At 30.8% G+C, this 17,510-nt stretch carries 17 protein-coding genes; 5 read left to right on the forward strand and 12 right to left on the reverse strand.

Annotated features, from left to right (window positions below):
- The first annotated feature begins 183 nt into the window (after positions 1 to 183).
- A complete protein-coding gene (locus RM697_RS11280; protein ID WP_311427999.1) occupies positions 184 to 867 on the forward strand; it encodes a cell division ATP-binding protein FtsE in 684 nt (227 codons plus the stop codon).
- On the opposite strand, the gene RM697_RS11285 is transcribed toward RM697_RS11280, so the two are convergent.
- Positions 864 to 2,444: a right-handed parallel beta-helix repeat-containing protein gene (locus RM697_RS11285; RefSeq protein WP_311428000.1), complete on the reverse strand. Its 1,581-nt coding sequence runs from the start codon at positions 2,442 to 2,444 to the stop codon at positions 864 to 866. The genes RM697_RS11280 and RM697_RS11285 overlap by 4 nt on opposite strands.
- A 44-nt stretch (positions 2,445 to 2,488) precedes the next feature.
- On the reverse strand, positions 2,489 to 3,601 hold the full coding sequence (locus RM697_RS11290) for a glycosyltransferase (RefSeq protein ID WP_311428001.1): 1,113 nt from the start codon (positions 3,599 to 3,601) through the stop codon (positions 2,489 to 2,491).
- Between the two features lie 119 nt (positions 3,602 to 3,720).
- Between RM697_RS11290 and RM697_RS11295 the strand changes: the two genes are divergently transcribed.
- Entirely contained in the window at positions 3,721 to 4,662 is a 942-nt protein-coding gene (locus RM697_RS11295; protein ID WP_311428002.1) for a glycosyltransferase family 2 protein, read from the forward strand.
- Here RM697_RS11295 and RM697_RS11300 read toward each other — a convergent pair.
- Together RM697_RS11300 and RM697_RS11305 are read right to left on the reverse strand one after the other, a co-directional pair.
- Complete coding sequence (locus RM697_RS11300; protein ID WP_432277885.1) at positions 4,645 to 5,040, reverse strand: sugar 3,4-ketoisomerase; 396 nt, start codon at positions 5,038 to 5,040, stop codon at positions 4,645 to 4,647. The genes RM697_RS11295 and RM697_RS11300 overlap by 18 nt on opposite strands.
- The gene (locus RM697_RS11305; RefSeq protein WP_311428004.1) at positions 5,030 to 5,806 is read right to left on the reverse strand and encodes a glycosyltransferase family A protein; all 777 of its coding nucleotides are present in this window, start codon (positions 5,804 to 5,806) and stop codon (positions 5,030 to 5,032) included. Before RM697_RS11305 ends, RM697_RS11300 begins: the two co-directional genes overlap by 11 nt.
- A gap of 124 nt (positions 5,807 to 5,930) precedes the next feature.
- On the opposite strand from RM697_RS11305, the gene RM697_RS11310 reads away from it, so the two are divergent.
- The gene (locus RM697_RS11310) at positions 5,931 to 6,818 is read left to right on the forward strand and encodes a glycosyltransferase family 2 protein (RefSeq protein ID WP_311428005.1); all 888 of its coding nucleotides are present in this window, start codon (positions 5,931 to 5,933) and stop codon (positions 6,816 to 6,818) included.
- On the opposite strand, the gene RM697_RS11315 is transcribed toward RM697_RS11310, so the two are convergent.
- From RM697_RS11315 to RM697_RS11340, 6 genes are all read right to left on the reverse strand, one after another.
- On the reverse strand, positions 6,795 to 8,087 hold the full coding sequence (locus tag RM697_RS11315; protein WP_311428006.1) for an O-antigen translocase: 1,293 nt from the start codon (positions 8,085 to 8,087) through the stop codon (positions 6,795 to 6,797). The genes RM697_RS11310 and RM697_RS11315 overlap by 24 nt on opposite strands.
- Before the next feature lie 10 nt (positions 8,088 to 8,097).
- A complete protein-coding gene (locus RM697_RS11320; RefSeq protein ID WP_311428007.1) occupies positions 8,098 to 9,396 on the reverse strand; it encodes an O-antigen translocase in 1,299 nt (432 codons plus the stop codon).
- Complete coding sequence (locus RM697_RS11325) at positions 9,397 to 10,497, reverse strand: DegT/DnrJ/EryC1/StrS family aminotransferase (RefSeq protein WP_311428008.1); 1,101 nt, start codon at positions 10,495 to 10,497, stop codon at positions 9,397 to 9,399.
- On the reverse strand, positions 10,494 to 11,366 hold the full coding sequence (locus tag RM697_RS11330; protein ID WP_311428009.1) for a GNAT family N-acetyltransferase: 873 nt from the start codon (positions 11,364 to 11,366) through the stop codon (positions 10,494 to 10,496). Before RM697_RS11330 ends, RM697_RS11325 begins: the two co-directional genes overlap by 4 nt.
- Positions 11,367 to 11,474: 108 nt before the next feature.
- Positions 11,475 to 12,419, reverse strand: coding sequence for a glycosyltransferase family 2 protein (locus RM697_RS11335; RefSeq protein WP_311428010.1), 945 nt, complete (start codon positions 12,417 to 12,419; stop codon positions 11,475 to 11,477).
- A gap of 57 nt (positions 12,420 to 12,476) precedes the next feature.
- Entirely contained in the window at positions 12,477 to 14,222 is a 1,746-nt protein-coding gene (locus RM697_RS11340; RefSeq protein ID WP_311428011.1) for a hypothetical protein, read from the reverse strand.
- A gap of 70 nt (positions 14,223 to 14,292) precedes the next feature.
- On the opposite strand from RM697_RS11340, the gene RM697_RS11345 reads away from it, so the two are divergent.
- Positions 14,293 to 14,910: a class I SAM-dependent methyltransferase gene (locus tag RM697_RS11345; RefSeq protein ID WP_311428012.1), complete on the forward strand. Its 618-nt coding sequence runs from the start codon at positions 14,293 to 14,295 to the stop codon at positions 14,908 to 14,910.
- Here RM697_RS11345 and RM697_RS11350 read toward each other — a convergent pair.
- The gene (locus tag RM697_RS11350; RefSeq protein WP_311428013.1) at positions 14,907 to 15,134 is read right to left on the reverse strand and encodes a uroporphyrinogen decarboxylase; all 228 of its coding nucleotides are present in this window, start codon (positions 15,132 to 15,134) and stop codon (positions 14,907 to 14,909) included. The genes RM697_RS11345 and RM697_RS11350 overlap by 4 nt on opposite strands.
- Position 15,135: 1 nt before the next feature.
- Positions 15,136 to 16,935 (reverse strand): translational GTPase TypA, encoded by a 1,800-nt coding sequence (typA, locus tag RM697_RS11355; protein ID WP_311428014.1) that lies wholly within the window; start codon positions 16,933 to 16,935, stop codon positions 15,136 to 15,138.
- 173 nt (positions 16,936 to 17,108) lie between these two features.
- On the opposite strand from typA, the gene RM697_RS11360 reads away from it, so the two are divergent.
- Complete coding sequence (locus RM697_RS11360; RefSeq protein WP_311428015.1) at positions 17,109 to 17,468, forward strand: hypothetical protein; 360 nt, start codon at positions 17,109 to 17,111, stop codon at positions 17,466 to 17,468.
- Positions 17,469 to 17,510: the final 42 nt, after the last annotated feature.

The following is a 17,510-nucleotide window of genomic DNA, read 5'->3' on the forward strand; positions in this document are numbered from 1 at the left end:
TCGATAATTATACACTGACTTATTAAATATTAACATTTTTACTAAAATTGAAATTGAGTAAGAATTTGATATCACACAAATCATATTAATCGTTATTTCAATTTAACTTTAGAATACTAAACTTGAAATTTGACGTTTATTAAGTTACTTTTACACTACTAATTTCAATCAAATAAACATTGTATGTCTGAAACCATCCTAGAGCTAAAAAATGCTACAATTTACCAAGGTGGTAATATGGTCTTAAATGACGTTAATATAGAAATGCAAAAAGGTGATTTTGTTTACCTCATCGGAAAGACTGGAAGTGGCAAAAGTAGTTTTATGAAAACCTTATATGGTGATCTAGAATTAACAGAAGGTGAAGGTTCTATCGTTGATTTTGATTTGAGGACGCTTAAAGAAAATGATATTCCGTTTTTAAGACGAAAATTAGGTATAGTTTTTCAGGATTTTAAGCTGTTACCTGATAGAACTATTAATGGAAATCTTGAGTTTGTTCTTAAAGCAACTGGTTGGAAGAATAAAGATGATATTACTGCACGAATAGAAAACGTTTTAGATAAAGTTGCAATGAAAACCAAAGGGTTTAAGTTTCCGCATGAGTTGTCTGGTGGAGAGCAACAACGTATAGCAATTGCAAGAGCCTTACTTAATGAACCAGAGTTAATCTTAGCTGATGAACCAACTGGAAATCTAGATCCACAAACCAGTATTGAGGTTATGGAAGTTCTGAGAGATATTAATAGTAATGGCAATACCATTCTCATGGCCACACACGACTATGCCTTGCTTTTAAAATATCCTAGTAAAACTCTGAAATGTGATGAAAATAAAGTGTTTGAAGTGGTTCAGAAAAAGGTTTAAAAGCCAAGCCATTTAAAGAATTTTCCTAAAATTGTTTTGCGTTTTTCTGCTTCTTTTTGGTCTTCAAACTCAATAAAGAAAACACCGAAGTTTTCGTTGGTATTGTTGTATGTACCTATTTCAAATACAATTTGTTTAGATTGGTCCATAACGCCTTCTGCTATTATAGCTGAGGTTTCTATATTCTTAATTTTGTAGGCTCTACCATTATTTAGATCACTATACTCAGAGAAATCAACGATAACATCATCTCCTAATTTATCAAAGAGTGTAACTCTAAACTGTTTCGTATTATATCTACTTCTATAAAGGTCTAGTACTTTTGGCGCTTCAAAGTACTTGATATGACTCCATGTACTACCAACATCAGAAGTTACTTTATTTTGCCAATCTTTTAAACTATAAGTCGCTGTGTTGTGAAAACGAAAAGCTCCGCTTCGTTTTGTGAAATAGCTGTTGTTTTCAAAATGCCAATCCGTTTGCTTATTATTTAAATATGGACTGTTATGAATATATCCTGAGTAAATAAAATTATTTTTAAAGAGTAAAGATTTAGCATTTATTATTCTTAGAGAGTTATTACGTCCTATAATAACATTATTTTCAACTCTAATATCTTCAACAGGTGCATTTTTATGAAATCCTAAAGTTAGAGAAGGTGCATTGCCATTAATTTCTTTATTCTTAATATCTGTGTTATGATAAAATATATTGTTAGTAACGCTAATATCTTTAGCTATATTAATTCCCTCTCTATCGTCTGTTGCAATGATCAAATTATCGTATGAGAATCCTGCAGGCAATCCACTGTTAAACAGAATGTTATTATCTATATTAAAGTGTTTAACATATTCGTAATCTGCATGTTTATTTGCTGACCATACTTCAATTGCCTTATAGTAATTGTTAAAAATAATGTTGTTTTGTATTATCCTTGTTTTATCAGATTTATTTTGGGTGTAGATACCTTCACCTCTACCTTTTCCGTTGTTGGCTACTGAACCATTATTGTAAATAACACACTCTTCTATGATTGAAGCTTCAGCATGTTTCCAAGATCCAAACCCAAAACCTGTATTATTAAAAATTCTTAGATTAATGAACTCGCAATCTTTTCCTGTAATATGATTAAGCCCAGAGATAACCTTGTAACTTGATTCTAAAACACTTCTAGGTAAGTCACCTAAACAGGTAATCTCAAAATTCTTATAAATAACATTAGCGCCATAAATAGTAAGCACTGCTTCTTGTCTAGACTCTACATTACCATTCAATACTACCTTATCATTTCTAAAGGCAGATACAGTTATTTTTTTATCTGATATATTACTTTCTAAGGTACTTGTATATCGTCCGTTGTAAACACCTTGATGTATCCAAATGATATCGCCTCCTTTAATTACATCTTCTTTATGATTTAAAGCAGATTGAAGATCCCAAGGGTTTTCTATAGTACCATTTCCATTTAGAGTCCCTGGATTAGATAGATCATCTACAGGAAATACATGGTATTCATTTTGTGCTAACAAATTAACACTAAAACACAATAGAATAATATAATATATTGGTAATTTCATAGCCTTTATATTTCAATAAATATGCCAATACAGATTCTAAGTTTTTACAAGAGTTCTAAAATCTTCAGAGCATTAATTTTAGTATCGAATTGTTGTAATACAGTTGAACGTTTTAAAACGTCCTTTTTTGTAAATTCTTTACTATACAAGGCTTTAACTTTTAGGATTAAATCTTGTTTAGTATCAAAAACTTCACAAATATCTTTAAGACCAGTACCATCAGTAACTATTGTATTTGCTATAACATGTCTTCCTTGATATAGGGCATTAATTAATTTCAATTTTATACCTGTATTTTGGTAACTAAGGATAACATGTAGCTGAGCATCTCTAAAAACATCATCTAAATGATTTGAATCTTCAATTTTTACAAATGACATATTAGATACACTTAATAAAGAATTACTAATTTTTTTATTAGCAAAACTGCTCGCTAAAACCAAGTTGTACTTTGGCAATTGTTTAAAAACATCTATAAGATATTTTGCAGATTTAATATTATCAGACACTCTTAAATCACCATGAAAAAGTACATATTTCCCGTTTTCGGCATACGTTTTTATCTCAATATTTCTATGAAAAACAGGGCTGTAATGTGCATTATTTACCAATAATTTATAATAGTCTTGTTCATTTGGTGAAATGGTTAATACTGAATCAATCTGCTGAAGCAAAACTTCGTAACGCTTTAGCTTTTTACTTTCAAACCAAAAAAATAATTTCTTTAAAAGATTAGATTCACTTTTAAATAAACCTTGGTAATAGTGATGCTCTATATTATGCATTCTAACCAGTTTTAATTGGTCTTTAAATGAATGCTTTAATAGTACAGCAGTAGTATGCAAGCCTTCAAATAACATTGGTGCGTTTATACTTTTCAAATTCTGAGCTAATGTTTTAGAATTTCTACTACTAACAATAAATGGTGTTGATGAAAAAAAATGCTTTAGCGTCTTTGTTCTATCGTAATAATACACCTCTTCGCATAATGATTCTAAGACATCTGACTTTGCTCTTTTATCTTGATAACAGTGTAAGTATACTTTAACACCAAGTTCTGATAGTGCTTTAATCTTATAATATACATCAATAACACCTCCATAATTTGGTGGATAAGGCACATCAAAAGAAACAATTTGGATGGTCTTCTTAGTCATTCGGCTATTAAGAGAAAAAGTAAAGATAAATACTTAAATTAAATAGATATCTTTGAGAGCACTAAAACTATAATTTAGTTTAAAAGTTTATTGTCTAAGGTATTCAAATTTTAGTTTAAATGACACCATATTTTTCGGTTATAATCCCTCTCTATAATAAAGAGAACTATATATCTGAAACTTTAAACAGTGTTCTATCACAAACATTCTCCAACTTTGAAATTATTATTATAAATGATGGATCTACAGATCTTAGCGCATCTATAGTTAGTGATTTTAATGACTCAAGGATCTTATTATATACCATAGAAAACTCTGGTGTCTCTATGGCCCGAAATTATGGAGTTACAAAAGCTAACTCAAATCTTATTGCTTTTTTAGATGCTGATGATTTATGGTTACCACACCATCTTGAAGATCTAAAGTTACTCTACGAAGAATTTCCAAAGTGTGGATTATATGCTAAAGCCTATGTTAGTAGACAAAATGAGAATGATATTAAAAGTCATTATAATGGTATTACTAATAACACGCATTGGAAAGGTGTTTTAACGGATTATTTTAACTCATCTATGCATAATAGTATTGCGCATACTTCTTCAGTTGTTATTCCAAAGTACATTTTTTTAAAAGCTAATGGTTTTAACGAGTACTATACTTCTGGAGAAGATATAGATTTGTGGATTAGATTAGCATTAAAGCATCCTGTAGCTTTTAATAATACTATAAGTAGTATTTACACTATTAATAATGATGATAGTATTACATCTTCTAAACTTACTGAGCGGTCATTTATGGATTTGGATGCATATTTAGTTGAAGAGAAGAGCAATGAATCTTTAAAACGCTATTTAGATTTAAACCGTTTGTCTTTAGCTTTTCAGTCTAAAATTGAAGGGAATATAGAAGCATCAAAACAGTATCTTAACGCTATGAGTAAAAGTAATATTAGTCTATTTCAAAGGGTACTGCTAAAACTCCCAAACTCGCTATTGAAAGTGATCTTAAATTCAAGAAATTATTTAAGAAAACACCATATAGATTTACGATTGTTTAGATGACAAAAACGCATCATAATCTCTAATATATTCGTTTTCATCGTACTCTGAAGAAGCTAAAACAAAACAAACTGCTCCTGAAGAAATATTTTGAATTTCGCGCCAAATACCTGTGCCAATATATAATCCTTCATTGGGTTTATTTAGGAGTATTGATTGTCGTTCTTTACCATCATCTAGCACAACCTCAAAACTACCACTCAAAGCTATAATGATAGATTCTTGTATTTTATGAGCATGTCCTCCTCTATAAGTATCTGTAGGTATATCATAGAGATAATAAACGCGCTTAATCTCAAAGGGTAAATCTTGTTTTTCTAAAACAGCAAGACTTCCTCTTACATCGTGCACTTTTGGTATTTGTAGTAACTTAATCAAAATATACGTTATCTATATCTCTAGATTTCTCAAGAGCTTTGTATTTAGAAATACCTCTACAACCTACTCTAAATTTATGTGGTATTTCTGTTAAGGAAATATGCTTATTTCTTAATACATTAAATATGTACTTAACGAGCCAAAAATAACTTAAATTTCCATGAAAACGATAGGTTCTTGCTGAACTTGCATAAAAAGCATTGTCACTACCCATTTTTCGGCCAGAACTTTCTTCGGGATGCATAACAATGGTTTTAGGAACATGATACATCCTTAAACCTTTATCAAAGGCGTTTCTTAAAAACACATATTCTGTAGATCCTTTAAAGGTAGAACCAACTCCAAAATGATGATTAAAGTAAATACTCTTTTTGCTAAATATGTCTCTTTTAAAAGTAATAACCCAAGTAAATATAGTTGTTAGCGAAGATTTTGAATGCCATCCTTCCTGTGGATATGGTGCTTGTGATTTATTAAATTCATTTTTAGCCTCAAAGGAAATAAAATCAGCCTCAGGATGCTCTTGGTATGCTGATAAAATAGTTGCTTTGAGATTAGGCTCGTAAACAATATCATCGTCTGCCATTAAACAAATATCTGCAGTAGAATTTTTAATGGCTAAATTTCTACTTGCTGGAGACCCTTTTGCAAATGAATTAATAACTTTTATGTTAGGATTGCTAGACTCTAAAAGCGCATTAGAAGAGGTCTGATTTATAATAATGATATTAAAATCCTCCAAAGAATTATGAACAAATAAACGATCCAAAAAATTTAAATTGGTTTTATTAGTTGTGGAAATTAAAATCTCTAGTATTAATGACATTACTTCTCTACAAATGCTCTAGTTAATTGGCTTTTTTTACATTTGCGTAAATGTAAGAATTTAATACATGTCTCAACAGCCTTTAGTTTCTGTTATATGTCTCTGCTACAATCATAGTAATTATGTTATTGAAGCTTTAAACTCAGTAACTTCTCAAGATTACAAAGCTATAGAGGTCATTATAGTTGATGATTTTAGTACAGATAAATCTGCTATATTAATCGTTGATTGGGTTAAAAACAATAACGCAACCTATATCAAAAATGAAAAAAATTTAGGAAATACAACCTCATTTAACAAAGCACTAAAACTCGCTAAAGGAGATTATGTTATTGACTTTGCTACAGATGATGTATTACTACCTAATTCTATTTCTGAAAGAGTTAAATTATTTTATAACTCAGACTATGATAATTTAGGTGTCGTATTCTCTAATGTGGCTTATATAGATGACACTAATAAATTACTTAACTATCAATATGCTATAGATAACCACGGAAAAGCTAAGCATACTCCAAAAACAGGTTTTATTTACAAAGAACTTGTTGCAGAATATCTTATTTCAGCATCGTCAATGCTTATTAAAAAAAGTGTTTTAGATCAACTTCATGGTTATGATGAAAGCTTAAGTTATGAAGATTTAGATTTTTGGTTTAGATCTTCTAGATATTTCGCTTATGACTATGTAGACCAAGTTTTAATTAAAAAAAGAATTACAAAAAATTCTCTTGGTAAGCAATTCTATTTATTCGGAAAGAACAGTATGTCTAATTCCACTTATAAGGTATGCAAAAAAGCATTAAGATTAAATAAATCTAAAGATGAAGACAAAGCTCTATTAAACCGAATTAAGTACGAAATAAAATTATCTTTAAAGAATATGGATCTTACTGCTTTATTTAAGTTTATTTCCCTTTGGATAAGGGTAAAACTAAGCGTCTTTAGGAAAAAATAATGGTCTTCTAAAAATCACTAGGATTACTATAAAGTATATGCTGTAACTAACTGCATGTGCAACAGTAACGCCTTTAACACCTAAACTATCTATAAAGTAAACACTCAAAACATAAGTGAGTGATAAAGAAATGGCTTCTGTAATGATATAATACCAAAACATTTTTTTTGCTAAAAACTGATACGCTATAACCATAGCTAATACTTTAATAAAGTCACCAATAATTTGCCAAAGAAATAAAGATTCTACTTCAACAAAATCTTCGGTGAAAAGAATTTTAACAATTAAAGATCTAGTGAAATAGATAATTACTAAACCTAAAGCAAACAAGGGAATAATAGTTTTATAAAAATTTAAAACTTCGTTTCTAAATCCTGTATCAGTTTTTATTTCTGAAAGCTTTGGTAAAACGTAAAGTGCAATAAGAGTCGTCACAAATAATAGATAATAACCTGATATTCTGCGTATGGCTTCCCAAAATCCAGCAGCTTCAATACCTTCATTATTGATGATATAATAGCGTATTAATATAGCAACTAATGGTGTGCAAATTGCAGTAAATAAAGCCATAACAGAGTAATGACTAAGTCTTTTTAAACTGGCTAAGTTTACATTTTTGCGCTTTATAAGCTTAAGCAATCTTGCATCTTTCCTTATCCATAAAAATGACACAAAAACAATAAGTGCCTCTCCAATAGCCATAGCTAATAAAGCACCAAACAATTGATAGCACCATATCATAAAAAGTGTGAGTATGGTGATAACAATTTGTCCTCCAATAGCGATAAAAAGAACCGTTTTAAATTTTGAAAGCCCATTATAAACAGACATGATTAAGGCTTGAGCAGTATAAAAAGGTAATGCTACAGCTAAGACTTTAAATACAAAACTGTAATTAGTATCTCCTAAAAAAACCAACTTACTTAAATAATCGGAACTTATAAAACACACTATAGAAACTACACATGTTGCTAAAAAAGTTATGTAAGTAATCGATGAAATAGTTTTGCTCAATCTAAACGCCTTATGCTTAAATTCTGCTACATACTTTATTACTCCAGAATAGAATCCTAATGTAGAAATAGATTGAATAGGCGTTAAGAAATTTTTAAAATTTCCGATAAGCGCAAGCCCTTCAGCGCCTACAAAAACAGCTAAAAACTTAGTCGTTAAAAACCCTGTAAATAACCTTAAAAAAACGGACAGGGAATTTAATGAAGCTATTTTTACTAATAGATTGTTCTTTATTTTATTAATAAATGGATTCAAAAAAATTAATTTAGTTTTCCTCTTGTATAACACCAAACAATGAGCTACCAAAAATTAATAGCACTATACCAAAATACATTATATAAGTAATAAAGTGACCAATAACAGCACCTTCTATGCCATAAATATCAATTAAATAGACACTAGAAACATATAAAATCACAAATAAAAACACCTCAAGAATAATAAAATGCCAATACATTTTCTTGGCTAAAAATTTGTATACAATAACAACTGAAAGGACTTTTATTAGATCACCAGCTAACTGCCAAACAAAAAGAGATTCTGTTGGTGCAAACTCATCGGTGAATACGATATTAATAATAAATGATCTTAAAAAATAAATTAATATTAAGCCACCAATAAAGAAAGGAATTACAGACTTATAAAATCCAAATACCTCGTCTCTAAAGGCTTTTTTACCTTTAATTTCACTAAATCTTGGCAAGATGTATAATGCCAATAAACTATTTACAAACATGAGGTAATAGTCAGAAATTCGGTTCATTGCTTCCCAATAACCTGCTTCTTTTATACCTACATTATCAATAATATAATTTCTAATTAAAATGTAAATCATTGGTAAAGCTACTGCAGTAACAACAGTCATAAGCATATACGGACTCAACGTTTTTATCACGGAACCATCTATAGCTTTTAATTTAATAATTCCCATTAAATTTCTTTGATTAGCAATACCAACCAAGGTTATTAAAAAGGCTAATGAAGGTGCAATAACTGCTGCAATTAAAGCGCCATCAATTTTATTTTGCCAAATAAGTAGTAGTGTTATTAAAAGGCCAAATACTTGCCCTATGATATTAATAACCAGCAACATTCTAAATTTAGAAAAGCCATTCATTATGGCAAACACAAACATGTTTAGAGAATAAAATGGTAATACTATAGCTAAAATTTCTATAATATAGGTGTAGTTATAATTATCAGAAAACAAAAAATCATTAATGTACTCTGCATTATAATAGCTTAAAAATGCAAGTATTATGGTTGTAAAGAAACCTAAATAATAGGTTGTTGATATGGCTTTACTTAGCTCAGAAACATCAGATTTTATTCTGCCAATCATCTTCACTAAACCTTTATACATCCCTAAAATAGATAAGGACTGTATAGCACTTAAAAAGTTCCTTAGATTTCCTATTAAGGCTAAGCCTTCAGCTCCGATAAAAATTGCAATAGCTTTAGAAGTAAGAATACCAGCAATAATACGTGTAATAATAGTCGCAGTATTGAGGTCTGCTACTTTAAAAAGCACATTATTGTTTATATAATTCTGAAACTTTTTCAATTAGTAGGTATTAACTATATCAATAACTTGTTGTATCTCGCTTTCTGTCATTACAGGACTCAGAGGTATACTCACAATACTATTATGTATAGATTCGGTTATGGGCAAATGTAAATGATTAAATTCACTTAAGGATTTTTGCTGGTGTGGTGCTATTGGATAGTGAATATGTGTCTCAATACCATCTTGTTTTAGATGGTTCATAAACTCCACTCTATCAGCTACTCTAAGCGCAAATACATAATACACATGAGACTTAGAAACGTTGTAATTAGGTAAGGTAACTTTAGAGTTGTTAATTTTATCCAGATATAGTTTTGCAAATGCTCTTCTTTTGGTATTATCTGTATCTAAATATTTTAGTTTTACACTTAAGAATGCAGCTTGTAATTCATCCAAACGACTATTCAATCCCAAAAACTGATACTTATATTTTTTATCGCTACCATAGTTTCTGATCGATCTTAAAATAGCGTCTAAATCTGAGTCTGAAGTTGTAATGGCACCACCATCACCAAGAGCACCTAAATTTTTACTCGGATAAAAACTAAACGCTGCAGCATCAGATAGGTTACCAGCTCTATTTCCAGTATCATCTTCAGCTCCATGAGCTTGTGCAGCATCTTCAATTAATAATAAATCATGTGTATCAGCTAGTACTTTTAATGTATTCATATCAGCTAACTGACCATACAATTGAACAGCAATAATTGCTTTAGTTTTAGAGCTAATTAAAACCTTAACCTTTTCAGGAGAAATATTTAAAGTATCCTCTTGTGGCTCAACCAAAATTGGTTTTAAATCAGCTTGAATTACTGATAAAACAGTAGCGTAAAACGTATTCGCAGGTACAATAATCTCATCACCTTTGTTTAGTCTACCTAATTGAATATAGCCCTTTAAGATAAGAGTTAAAGCATCTAATCCACTTGCAGTACCAATACAATAATTTGTGCCACAATAGGCAGCAAATTGTTTCTCAAAAGCACTGACGCAATCGCCTAAAATAAAATGTCCCGATTCCATCACCTTTTGCATAGAAAGGCTTAATTCATCATTAAACCTAGCATTTATCCTTTGTAAGTCTAAAAACTTTATCATGAAAATACTGAGTTTAGTAAGGTGTGATTTGTAGTATCAATTTCATAAAAATCTTGAGTAATGCTTCTTGCTCCAAACCCTTCTTTCCAATACAATAGACCTTCATTTACTTTACCATCATTATCATGAGAAATACCAAAATCAAAAAACGCCTTTCTATTAAATACATTGCATAATAAATGATTGTGCAAAAAGTCTAAGCTCCCAAGCATATTTTTTTTGCTATTTCCTGAAATGTATTGCGAGTGTGCAACATTTTTGGTTTCAAAAATTGTAGTTCCTGCTACAAGCTCATTGTCTTTATATACATTAAATTGTCTAATGTTGTTAGGAAACCTTTGTTTCAATAACTTAATTTCGTCTAGACTATGTACTGGTTTTGTTTTGTGTTTTCTATCTAAATTTGGGATAAGGATTACGTTCCAAAAATCATCAAAAGTATATTCTTCTTTTACTATTAAATTGTTCTTAACACCTCGCTTTACGCCATCCAATCTATCTTTTGAAAACTTAATATCTTCAGTAGTAGTGGCAATAACTGAAAGAATATCTTTTCTATATAATTCAGCATTTAACTTATAAAAAATATAATCTAATTCCGCCGAAGGATGAGAACAATATATACTCGGAATTTGTTTTACAACTAGTTCCTTAATCCCTTCATTCTCTAAGTACTGCAAAAGCGTCTTAAAGCATTCTAAAACATACTTAAACTTAATCGTTACTGTTAATATTAAACCACCATAAGTAAGTCCTTGATGAGAATATAATTTACCATCTTTTAGATTTGCAGGCAGTAAACCTAGTAAAGTTTTATCTTTATATATCAGTAGAGAATGGTCACTAAATAGATCACTATGATAGTCCATAAAATCTCTTTGAAATAGGAATGTTCCATTCTTAGATTTGGCAACAAAACTGTTCCAATCCTCCTTTAAATCTTTATGATATTTTACAATTTTATAGATAGTGAAAATTTAGTTATTGCTTTCAATATTGGTCTTGTCCACAATATAAAGTGGTCTATTCTTAACATCTCTATTAATTCTGCTAATGTATTCACCAATAATTCCAATTGAGAATAATTGAATCCCTCCAATAAACATTACACTTACAATTAACGATGTCCATCCAGTTATCGTCTGTTTTAATACAAAATGAGAGAAAATAGCAAATAGAATGACTAAGAACGATAAAAATGAGATAAAGAATCCTAGTCGTCTTACAAATGCCAGAGGTTTATCTGAAAACCCTGTAATCGCATCAATAGCTAGTGTTATCATCTTACCATAAGAGTAACCTGTTTTTCCATCTTTTCGGCTGTCCCTGTTATAAGTCACTTTGGTATGCTTATAACCTAACCAAGCCATTTGTCCTCTTAGAAATTTGCTTTGTTCTGTCATGTTCCTTAATGATAGAACAATCTTTCGGTCAAAAATCCTAAAATCACCAGCATCGAGCGGGATATCAAAAGAAACGAGGCGCTTAAAAAGTCGATAAAATAATTTGGCTGTCAGTTTCTTCAAAAAGGATTCACCACGCCTTCGTTCTCGTTGCGCATAGACAATATCAAAACCTTCTTTATATTTATTGTAAAGCTCCGAAATAAGCTCTGGAGGATCTTGCAAGTCGCTATCAATAATAACTACTGCCTTACCATTACAAAAATCTAAGCCAGCTGTAAGTGCAATTTGATGACCAAAATTCCTGCTAAAATCTATAAAAAAAACGCGATTATCCTGTTTGGACAATTCTTGAACCTTTTGAAGCGAGCCATCAGAACTACCATCATTTACAAAAATTAATTCATAATCTTCTGTTATTGGTTGTATAGCATTTGATAATCGTGTATAAAGTTCAGAGATATTTTCCTCTTCATTAAATACAGGAATTATTATAGATAGATCTTTTAGGTTATTCATAAATTGATTAACTGAGGTCTAAAGGTAAATAATTCATTAGTATTAGATAAATGGTAATTATTCACTTTTTTCAGATTTATAAATATTGAAGTAAGCATTGTTCCAAACAATCTGATAATTATGCTTCTCTAAAAATGTATTAAATGCTTTGGTTCTGGATGCATTAAAACGTTCACTATCTTCTCGTTCTTCATCTAAATAATCATTAAATGGTTCTGATAGTTGGTAAATAGTTTCGAATTTCTGCTGAACAATAATTGGCAATTTTTCTATTGTTGTTTCAGCTTTATTAAGCTTTTGCTCAAACAATTCGCCATTAAAAATCCATGGCCAAGGATTGTAGAGATATGGCTTAGTCTCTGTAAGAAAATGTAGCATTGGAATCTTATCATAAGCAAAAAGATAATCATCTGGCTTAACATATAATTTTAATTGTTCTAACACATCATTCGTTATACTAGATCGCTGCTCTGTAGTATAAATATTCGTAGCTAATCGATGATTTACAATAGCCTTTTTTTGCCATCGCGCACCATGATCAAAATAAGCACGTTGAGAAATGTTATATGCCTTAATAGCAAGAAAAATAACTACAATAAAACGTCCTAGCTTTACAAGAGCACGACTATAAAGATTAATAGATATAGGCTTTTCAAGCACTACAAAAGAAGCACTAGTCAAACCATAATTAAACATCACATGAAGTCCTACTGGTAAAGCCAACCAAATACACATGGTTCCACTACTTACCATTCCGCCTCCACTTCCTAATGGCAGACATACCAACATTAATAATCCTAATAGCGCAATGATTCTAAATATAGCTTCCTCATTTTTATTTATTATGACACTTAGAACACCTATTATACCAAATGCATAAACAAAATGTATTTTACCAAAGTAGATTAGAATACATAAACAGAGTATACTAAAACCATCTATTAGCAAGCTGAGAAGCTTACTTATTTTTAAGCTTTTCAGGTAAGATATAAGTCCGAAAAGCAACAATAAAAGAGCAATAATTACTACCACTTTTTTATAGTTTCCTAAGGTGATTTTAATTAAAAATAGGATACCATGTGCACTATCAGATGTTCGTCCTAGACTAAATAAAGACTGGATTGCACTTTCCATAATATCTAGCTGACCAAAAGCAAATAGCAATAGTACAATAGATCCAATACCACATAAAAGTCCAATTACAAATTGTAATACCATTTTAAGAGATAAAGATTTACTTAACATCTTAAGAATAAACGCAAACGGAATTGCCAAAACCAAAATAGTCATAGTAAGGTTTGGAATTCTAGTAACGTAATTTACTGACACAACAAAACCAGCAGCGAATATTATCCTCTTGTGTTTTTTAAGTATACCTCTATAAAGCAAATAGATACTTAAGAGTACTAATAATGTCGTTAGGTGATTGTGATAAAACACTAAGAAACCAAAATCATTAGCAAACAAAACCATAGTAAGCCCAACTAATGCTAAGCGCGTGTTTATAAAATTCTTAAGTATTTTATAACCAAGAATAAAACTTGATGTATTTACAAGGATAGCTAAAATCCTAAACCATAGTATGCCACCATTAGGATTAATCTCATACCATAATCCACCTACAAGACCAGATAGCCAATACACAAAAACATATTCTACAGACTCTGGAGCATTAAAAAATTGCTGGTAGAACGTTAAAGAAAATCCTTCATCACAAAAATCAAAACCTTGAAAAGAAATCAATACCTGTAATACTATTATCAGTATTATAAAAAACCATAATTCTTTACCTTGCTTAGTCATCTTAGATTTTAAGTAAAACAAAAGAACTAATTATTAATTAAAAACTTATATTCGAAGGCAAAATAATTGCATGAATTTAAAATCCTTACCATACCTTATCTTAAAGAATCCACTAGTCTACTGGACTTATCAGAGGATTGTTGGTGGTGATAGTGCAAGAGCAGCTTTTATTAAAGAATTTGTGAAACCTCAGCCGAATGCAAAAGTCCTTGATATTGGCTGCGGTCCAGGAAATATTCTTGATTTTCTTCCTAAGTTAGATTATTATGGTTTTGATATTAATGCAGACTATATTAAAGCAGCAGAAAAAAACTATTATGATAGAGGAACATTTATTTGTGCAACAGTTAATGAGTTCATTGCTTCTGAACATAAAAACTTTGATTTAGCGCTTTCTGTTGGTGTATTGCATCATCTAGATGATGATGAAGCTAAACAAGTATTCGCTATTGCTAGTAAAACTCTAAAGCCTGGAGGAAAGTTAATTACTTTTGATGGCTGTTATAGACCAAAACAAAATAAATTAGCACGCTTGTTTCTAAAACTAGATCGTGGGAAATTTGTGCGAACACAAGAACAGTATCTTAAATTGGCAGAAGGCTATTTCGAGTCGATTAGCTCTACACTAGATGAAGACTCCTTTAATATTCCGTACACATCATTAATTATGGAGTGTGTAAACTCCTAATTTTTTTTAAGAATATAGTACAAGTTAATTCCTATGATAGCTGAGTTGGTTATGATAATAGGCCAAGAGGTTAGTAACATAACTCCATAAATAACAAATAAGACAGCACCACAGGAGTTAACAATACGCAATTTGTTAACGTCCTTCATCATGAAAGAAATCAGTAATACAGCTGATGCTAAATAACCAACCCATTCCGTTACGGATACGCCAAAAAATTCCATATTATAATGCTTTAGATCGCTTACGATCTACTTCTTTTAAAAGTACTTTGCGCAACCTAAGGTGGTTTGGAGTTACCTCAACATACTCATCCTTCTGAATATATTCTAAAGCCTCTTCTAACGAAAACTTAATGGCAGGAACAATTTTAGCTTTATCATCTGCTCCTGATGAACGTACATTACTTAACTTTTTAGTTTTAGTTACATTAACAACCATATCATCGCCACGGGAATTCTCTCCAATAACCTGTCCTTCATAAATTTCTTCACCTGGATTTACAAAAAACTTTCCTCTGTCTTGTAATTTATCAATCGAATAAGGAATAGCCGTTCCTTTTTCCATAGATACTAAAGATCCATTCTGTCGCTCAGGAATACCACCTTTAATAGGTTGATATTCTTTAAAACGATGTGCCATAATAGCTTCTCCAGCAGTAGCTGTAAGCAACTGATTACGTAACCCAATAATTCCTCTAGAAGGTACCATAAATTCGCATACCATACGATCGCCTTTAGCTTCCATACTAAGCATTTCTCCTTTACGCATGGTTACCATTTCAATTGCTTTACCTGAAACTGATTCAGGCAAATCAATAGTCATTTCTTCAAATGGTTCACATTTAACACCATCAATGTCTTTGATGATTACCTGCGGTTGACCTATTTGAAGCTCATAACCTTCACGACGCATCGTTTCAATTAAAACAGATAAATGCAGAACACCTCTACCAAAGACCATAAATTTATCAGCACTATTAGTGTCTTCAACTCTAAGTGCTAAGTTTTTTTCTAATTCTTTAGTTAAACGCTCTTTAATATGACGAGAGGTTACAAATTTTCCGTCTTTACCAAAAAACGGAGAGTCGTTAATGGTAAATAACATACTCATGGTTGGCTCATCAATAGCAATAGTTTTTAAGCCTTCAGGATTTTCAAGATCAGCAACAGTATCGCCAATTTCAAAGCCTTCTAAGCCAACTATTGCACAAATATCTCCTGTTTGTACTTGGTCTACTTTTTTGCGACCTAAACCTTCAAACGTATGTAACTCTTTGATCTTACTTTTCACGATAGAACCATCTCTTTTTACCAATGAAATTTGCTGATTCGCTTTTAGATTACCTCGTGTCAATCGGCCAATAGCTATTCGTCCTGTAAAAGATGAAAAGTCTAGAGATGTAATTAACATTTGTGTTGTGCCTTCTTCAATTTTTGGTTCAGGAATATGCTCTATAACCATATCTAATAATGGCTCTATATTATCAGTTTGATCTTTCCAATCGTTACTCATCCAATTATGCTTAGCCGATCCATAAACTGTAGGAAAATCTAATTGCCACTCTTCTGCGCCAAGCTCAAACATTAAATCAAATACCTTTTCATGAACTTCATCTGGTGTACAATTTTCTTTATCAACTTTGTTGATAACGACACATGGTTTTAAACCTAAATCAATAGCTTTCTGTAAAACAAATCGTGTTTGTGGCATTGGGCCTTCAAAGGCATCAACCAATAATAAAACGCCATCAGCCATGTTTAAAACACGCTCTACCTCACCTCCAAAATCGGCGTGACCAGGTGTGTCAATAATGTTAATTTTAGTATCTCTGTAGACTACTGAAACGTTTTTTGAAGTAATAGTAATACCACGTTCGCGTTCTAAATCGTTGTTATCTAAAATTAAATCTCCAGTATTTTCATTATCGCGAAACAACTGACAATGGTACATAATTTTATCAACCAAGGTTGTCTTCCCGTGATCTACGTGTGCAATAATTGCGATATTTTTTATTGTAGCCATAATGCTATTGATTTTGAGCGTGCAAAAGTACACCTTATTTACCTCAAAAAGTTAAGATTGTGTTATTATTTCAGTTTAGCATAATAGCAAACTACTATTTACGTTAAATAAAAAATCCTAAATACAATATAGAGCGTATACATAGAACTACTTCATTTTAATTAATAGCAAATATGAAACGTGTTCGTAAATTCTCAAAGTTTATCCCTTATTTATATTTCATAACTATGATTGCCTACTGGTTTACTTCAGTAAATAGTAGTGAAGGTATTACTGCATATCCTATTCTTTTATTTGGGATTCCTTTTATATGGCAATTGATTAAACCAAGTAGAAAATTAAATTTTTCTTTAGGGATTATTTTTGTTTGCTTATCGTCTTATGGATTACTAGCTTATTTATCTGATACTTTTGAAATAATTACCTTTTCTGAAACCGCAAAACGTTTCTTTATACTAGGTGCAACTTTTGTAATTGGAAACTTAGTAATGTCGCTGTGGATGGTTAGGAATAGTTTAAAACAGGCGTTCTAATACTAAAAAAAGACGCTTTGACAAGCTCAGGGTAAGCGAACT

Source organism: Microcosmobacter mediterraneus, assembly GCF_031846265.1.
GTDB lineage: Bacteria > Bacteroidota > Bacteroidia > Flavobacteriales > Flavobacteriaceae > Microcosmobacter > Microcosmobacter mediterraneus.

Bases quoted from the DNA above. Each gene is read 5' to 3' on its own strand.
- RM697_RS11325 (WP_311428008.1), bottom strand. From the start codon at position 10,497: ATGATAAAGTTTTTAGACTTACAAAGGATAAATGCTAGGTTTAATGAT.
- RM697_RS11360 (WP_311428015.1), top strand. From the start codon at position 17,109: ATGAAACGTGTTCGTAAATTCTCAAAGTTTATCCCTTATTTATATTTC.
- RM697_RS11285 (WP_311428000.1), bottom strand. From the start codon at position 2,444: ATGAAATTACCAATATATTATATTATTCTATTGTGTTTTAGTGTTAAT.
- RM697_RS11295 (WP_311428002.1), top strand. From the start codon at position 3,721: ATGACACCATATTTTTCGGTTATAATCCCTCTCTATAATAAAGAGAAC.
- RM697_RS11330 (WP_311428009.1), bottom strand. From the start codon at position 11,366: ATGGACTATCATAGTGATCTATTTAGTGACCATTCTCTACTGATATAT.
- RM697_RS11340 (WP_311428011.1), bottom strand. From the start codon at position 14,222: ATGACTAAGCAAGGTAAAGAATTATGGTTTTTTATAATACTGATAATA.
- RM697_RS11310 (WP_311428005.1), top strand. From the start codon at position 5,931: ATGTCTCAACAGCCTTTAGTTTCTGTTATATGTCTCTGCTACAATCAT.
- RM697_RS11335 (WP_311428010.1), bottom strand. From the start codon at position 12,419: ATGAATAACCTAAAAGATCTATCTATAATAATTCCTGTATTTAATGAA.
- RM697_RS11280 (WP_311427999.1), top strand. From the start codon at position 184: ATGTCTGAAACCATCCTAGAGCTAAAAAATGCTACAATTTACCAAGGT.
- RM697_RS11350 (WP_311428013.1), bottom strand. From the start codon at position 15,134: ATGGAATTTTTTGGCGTATCCGTAACGGAATGGGTTGGTTATTTAGCA.
- RM697_RS11345 (WP_311428012.1), top strand. From the start codon at position 14,293: ATGAATTTAAAATCCTTACCATACCTTATCTTAAAGAATCCACTAGTC.
- RM697_RS11290 (WP_311428001.1), bottom strand. From the start codon at position 3,601: ATGACTAAGAAGACCATCCAAATTGTTTCTTTTGATGTGCCTTATCCA.
- typA (WP_311428014.1), bottom strand. From the start codon at position 16,935: ATGGCTACAATAAAAAATATCGCAATTATTGCACACGTAGATCACGGG.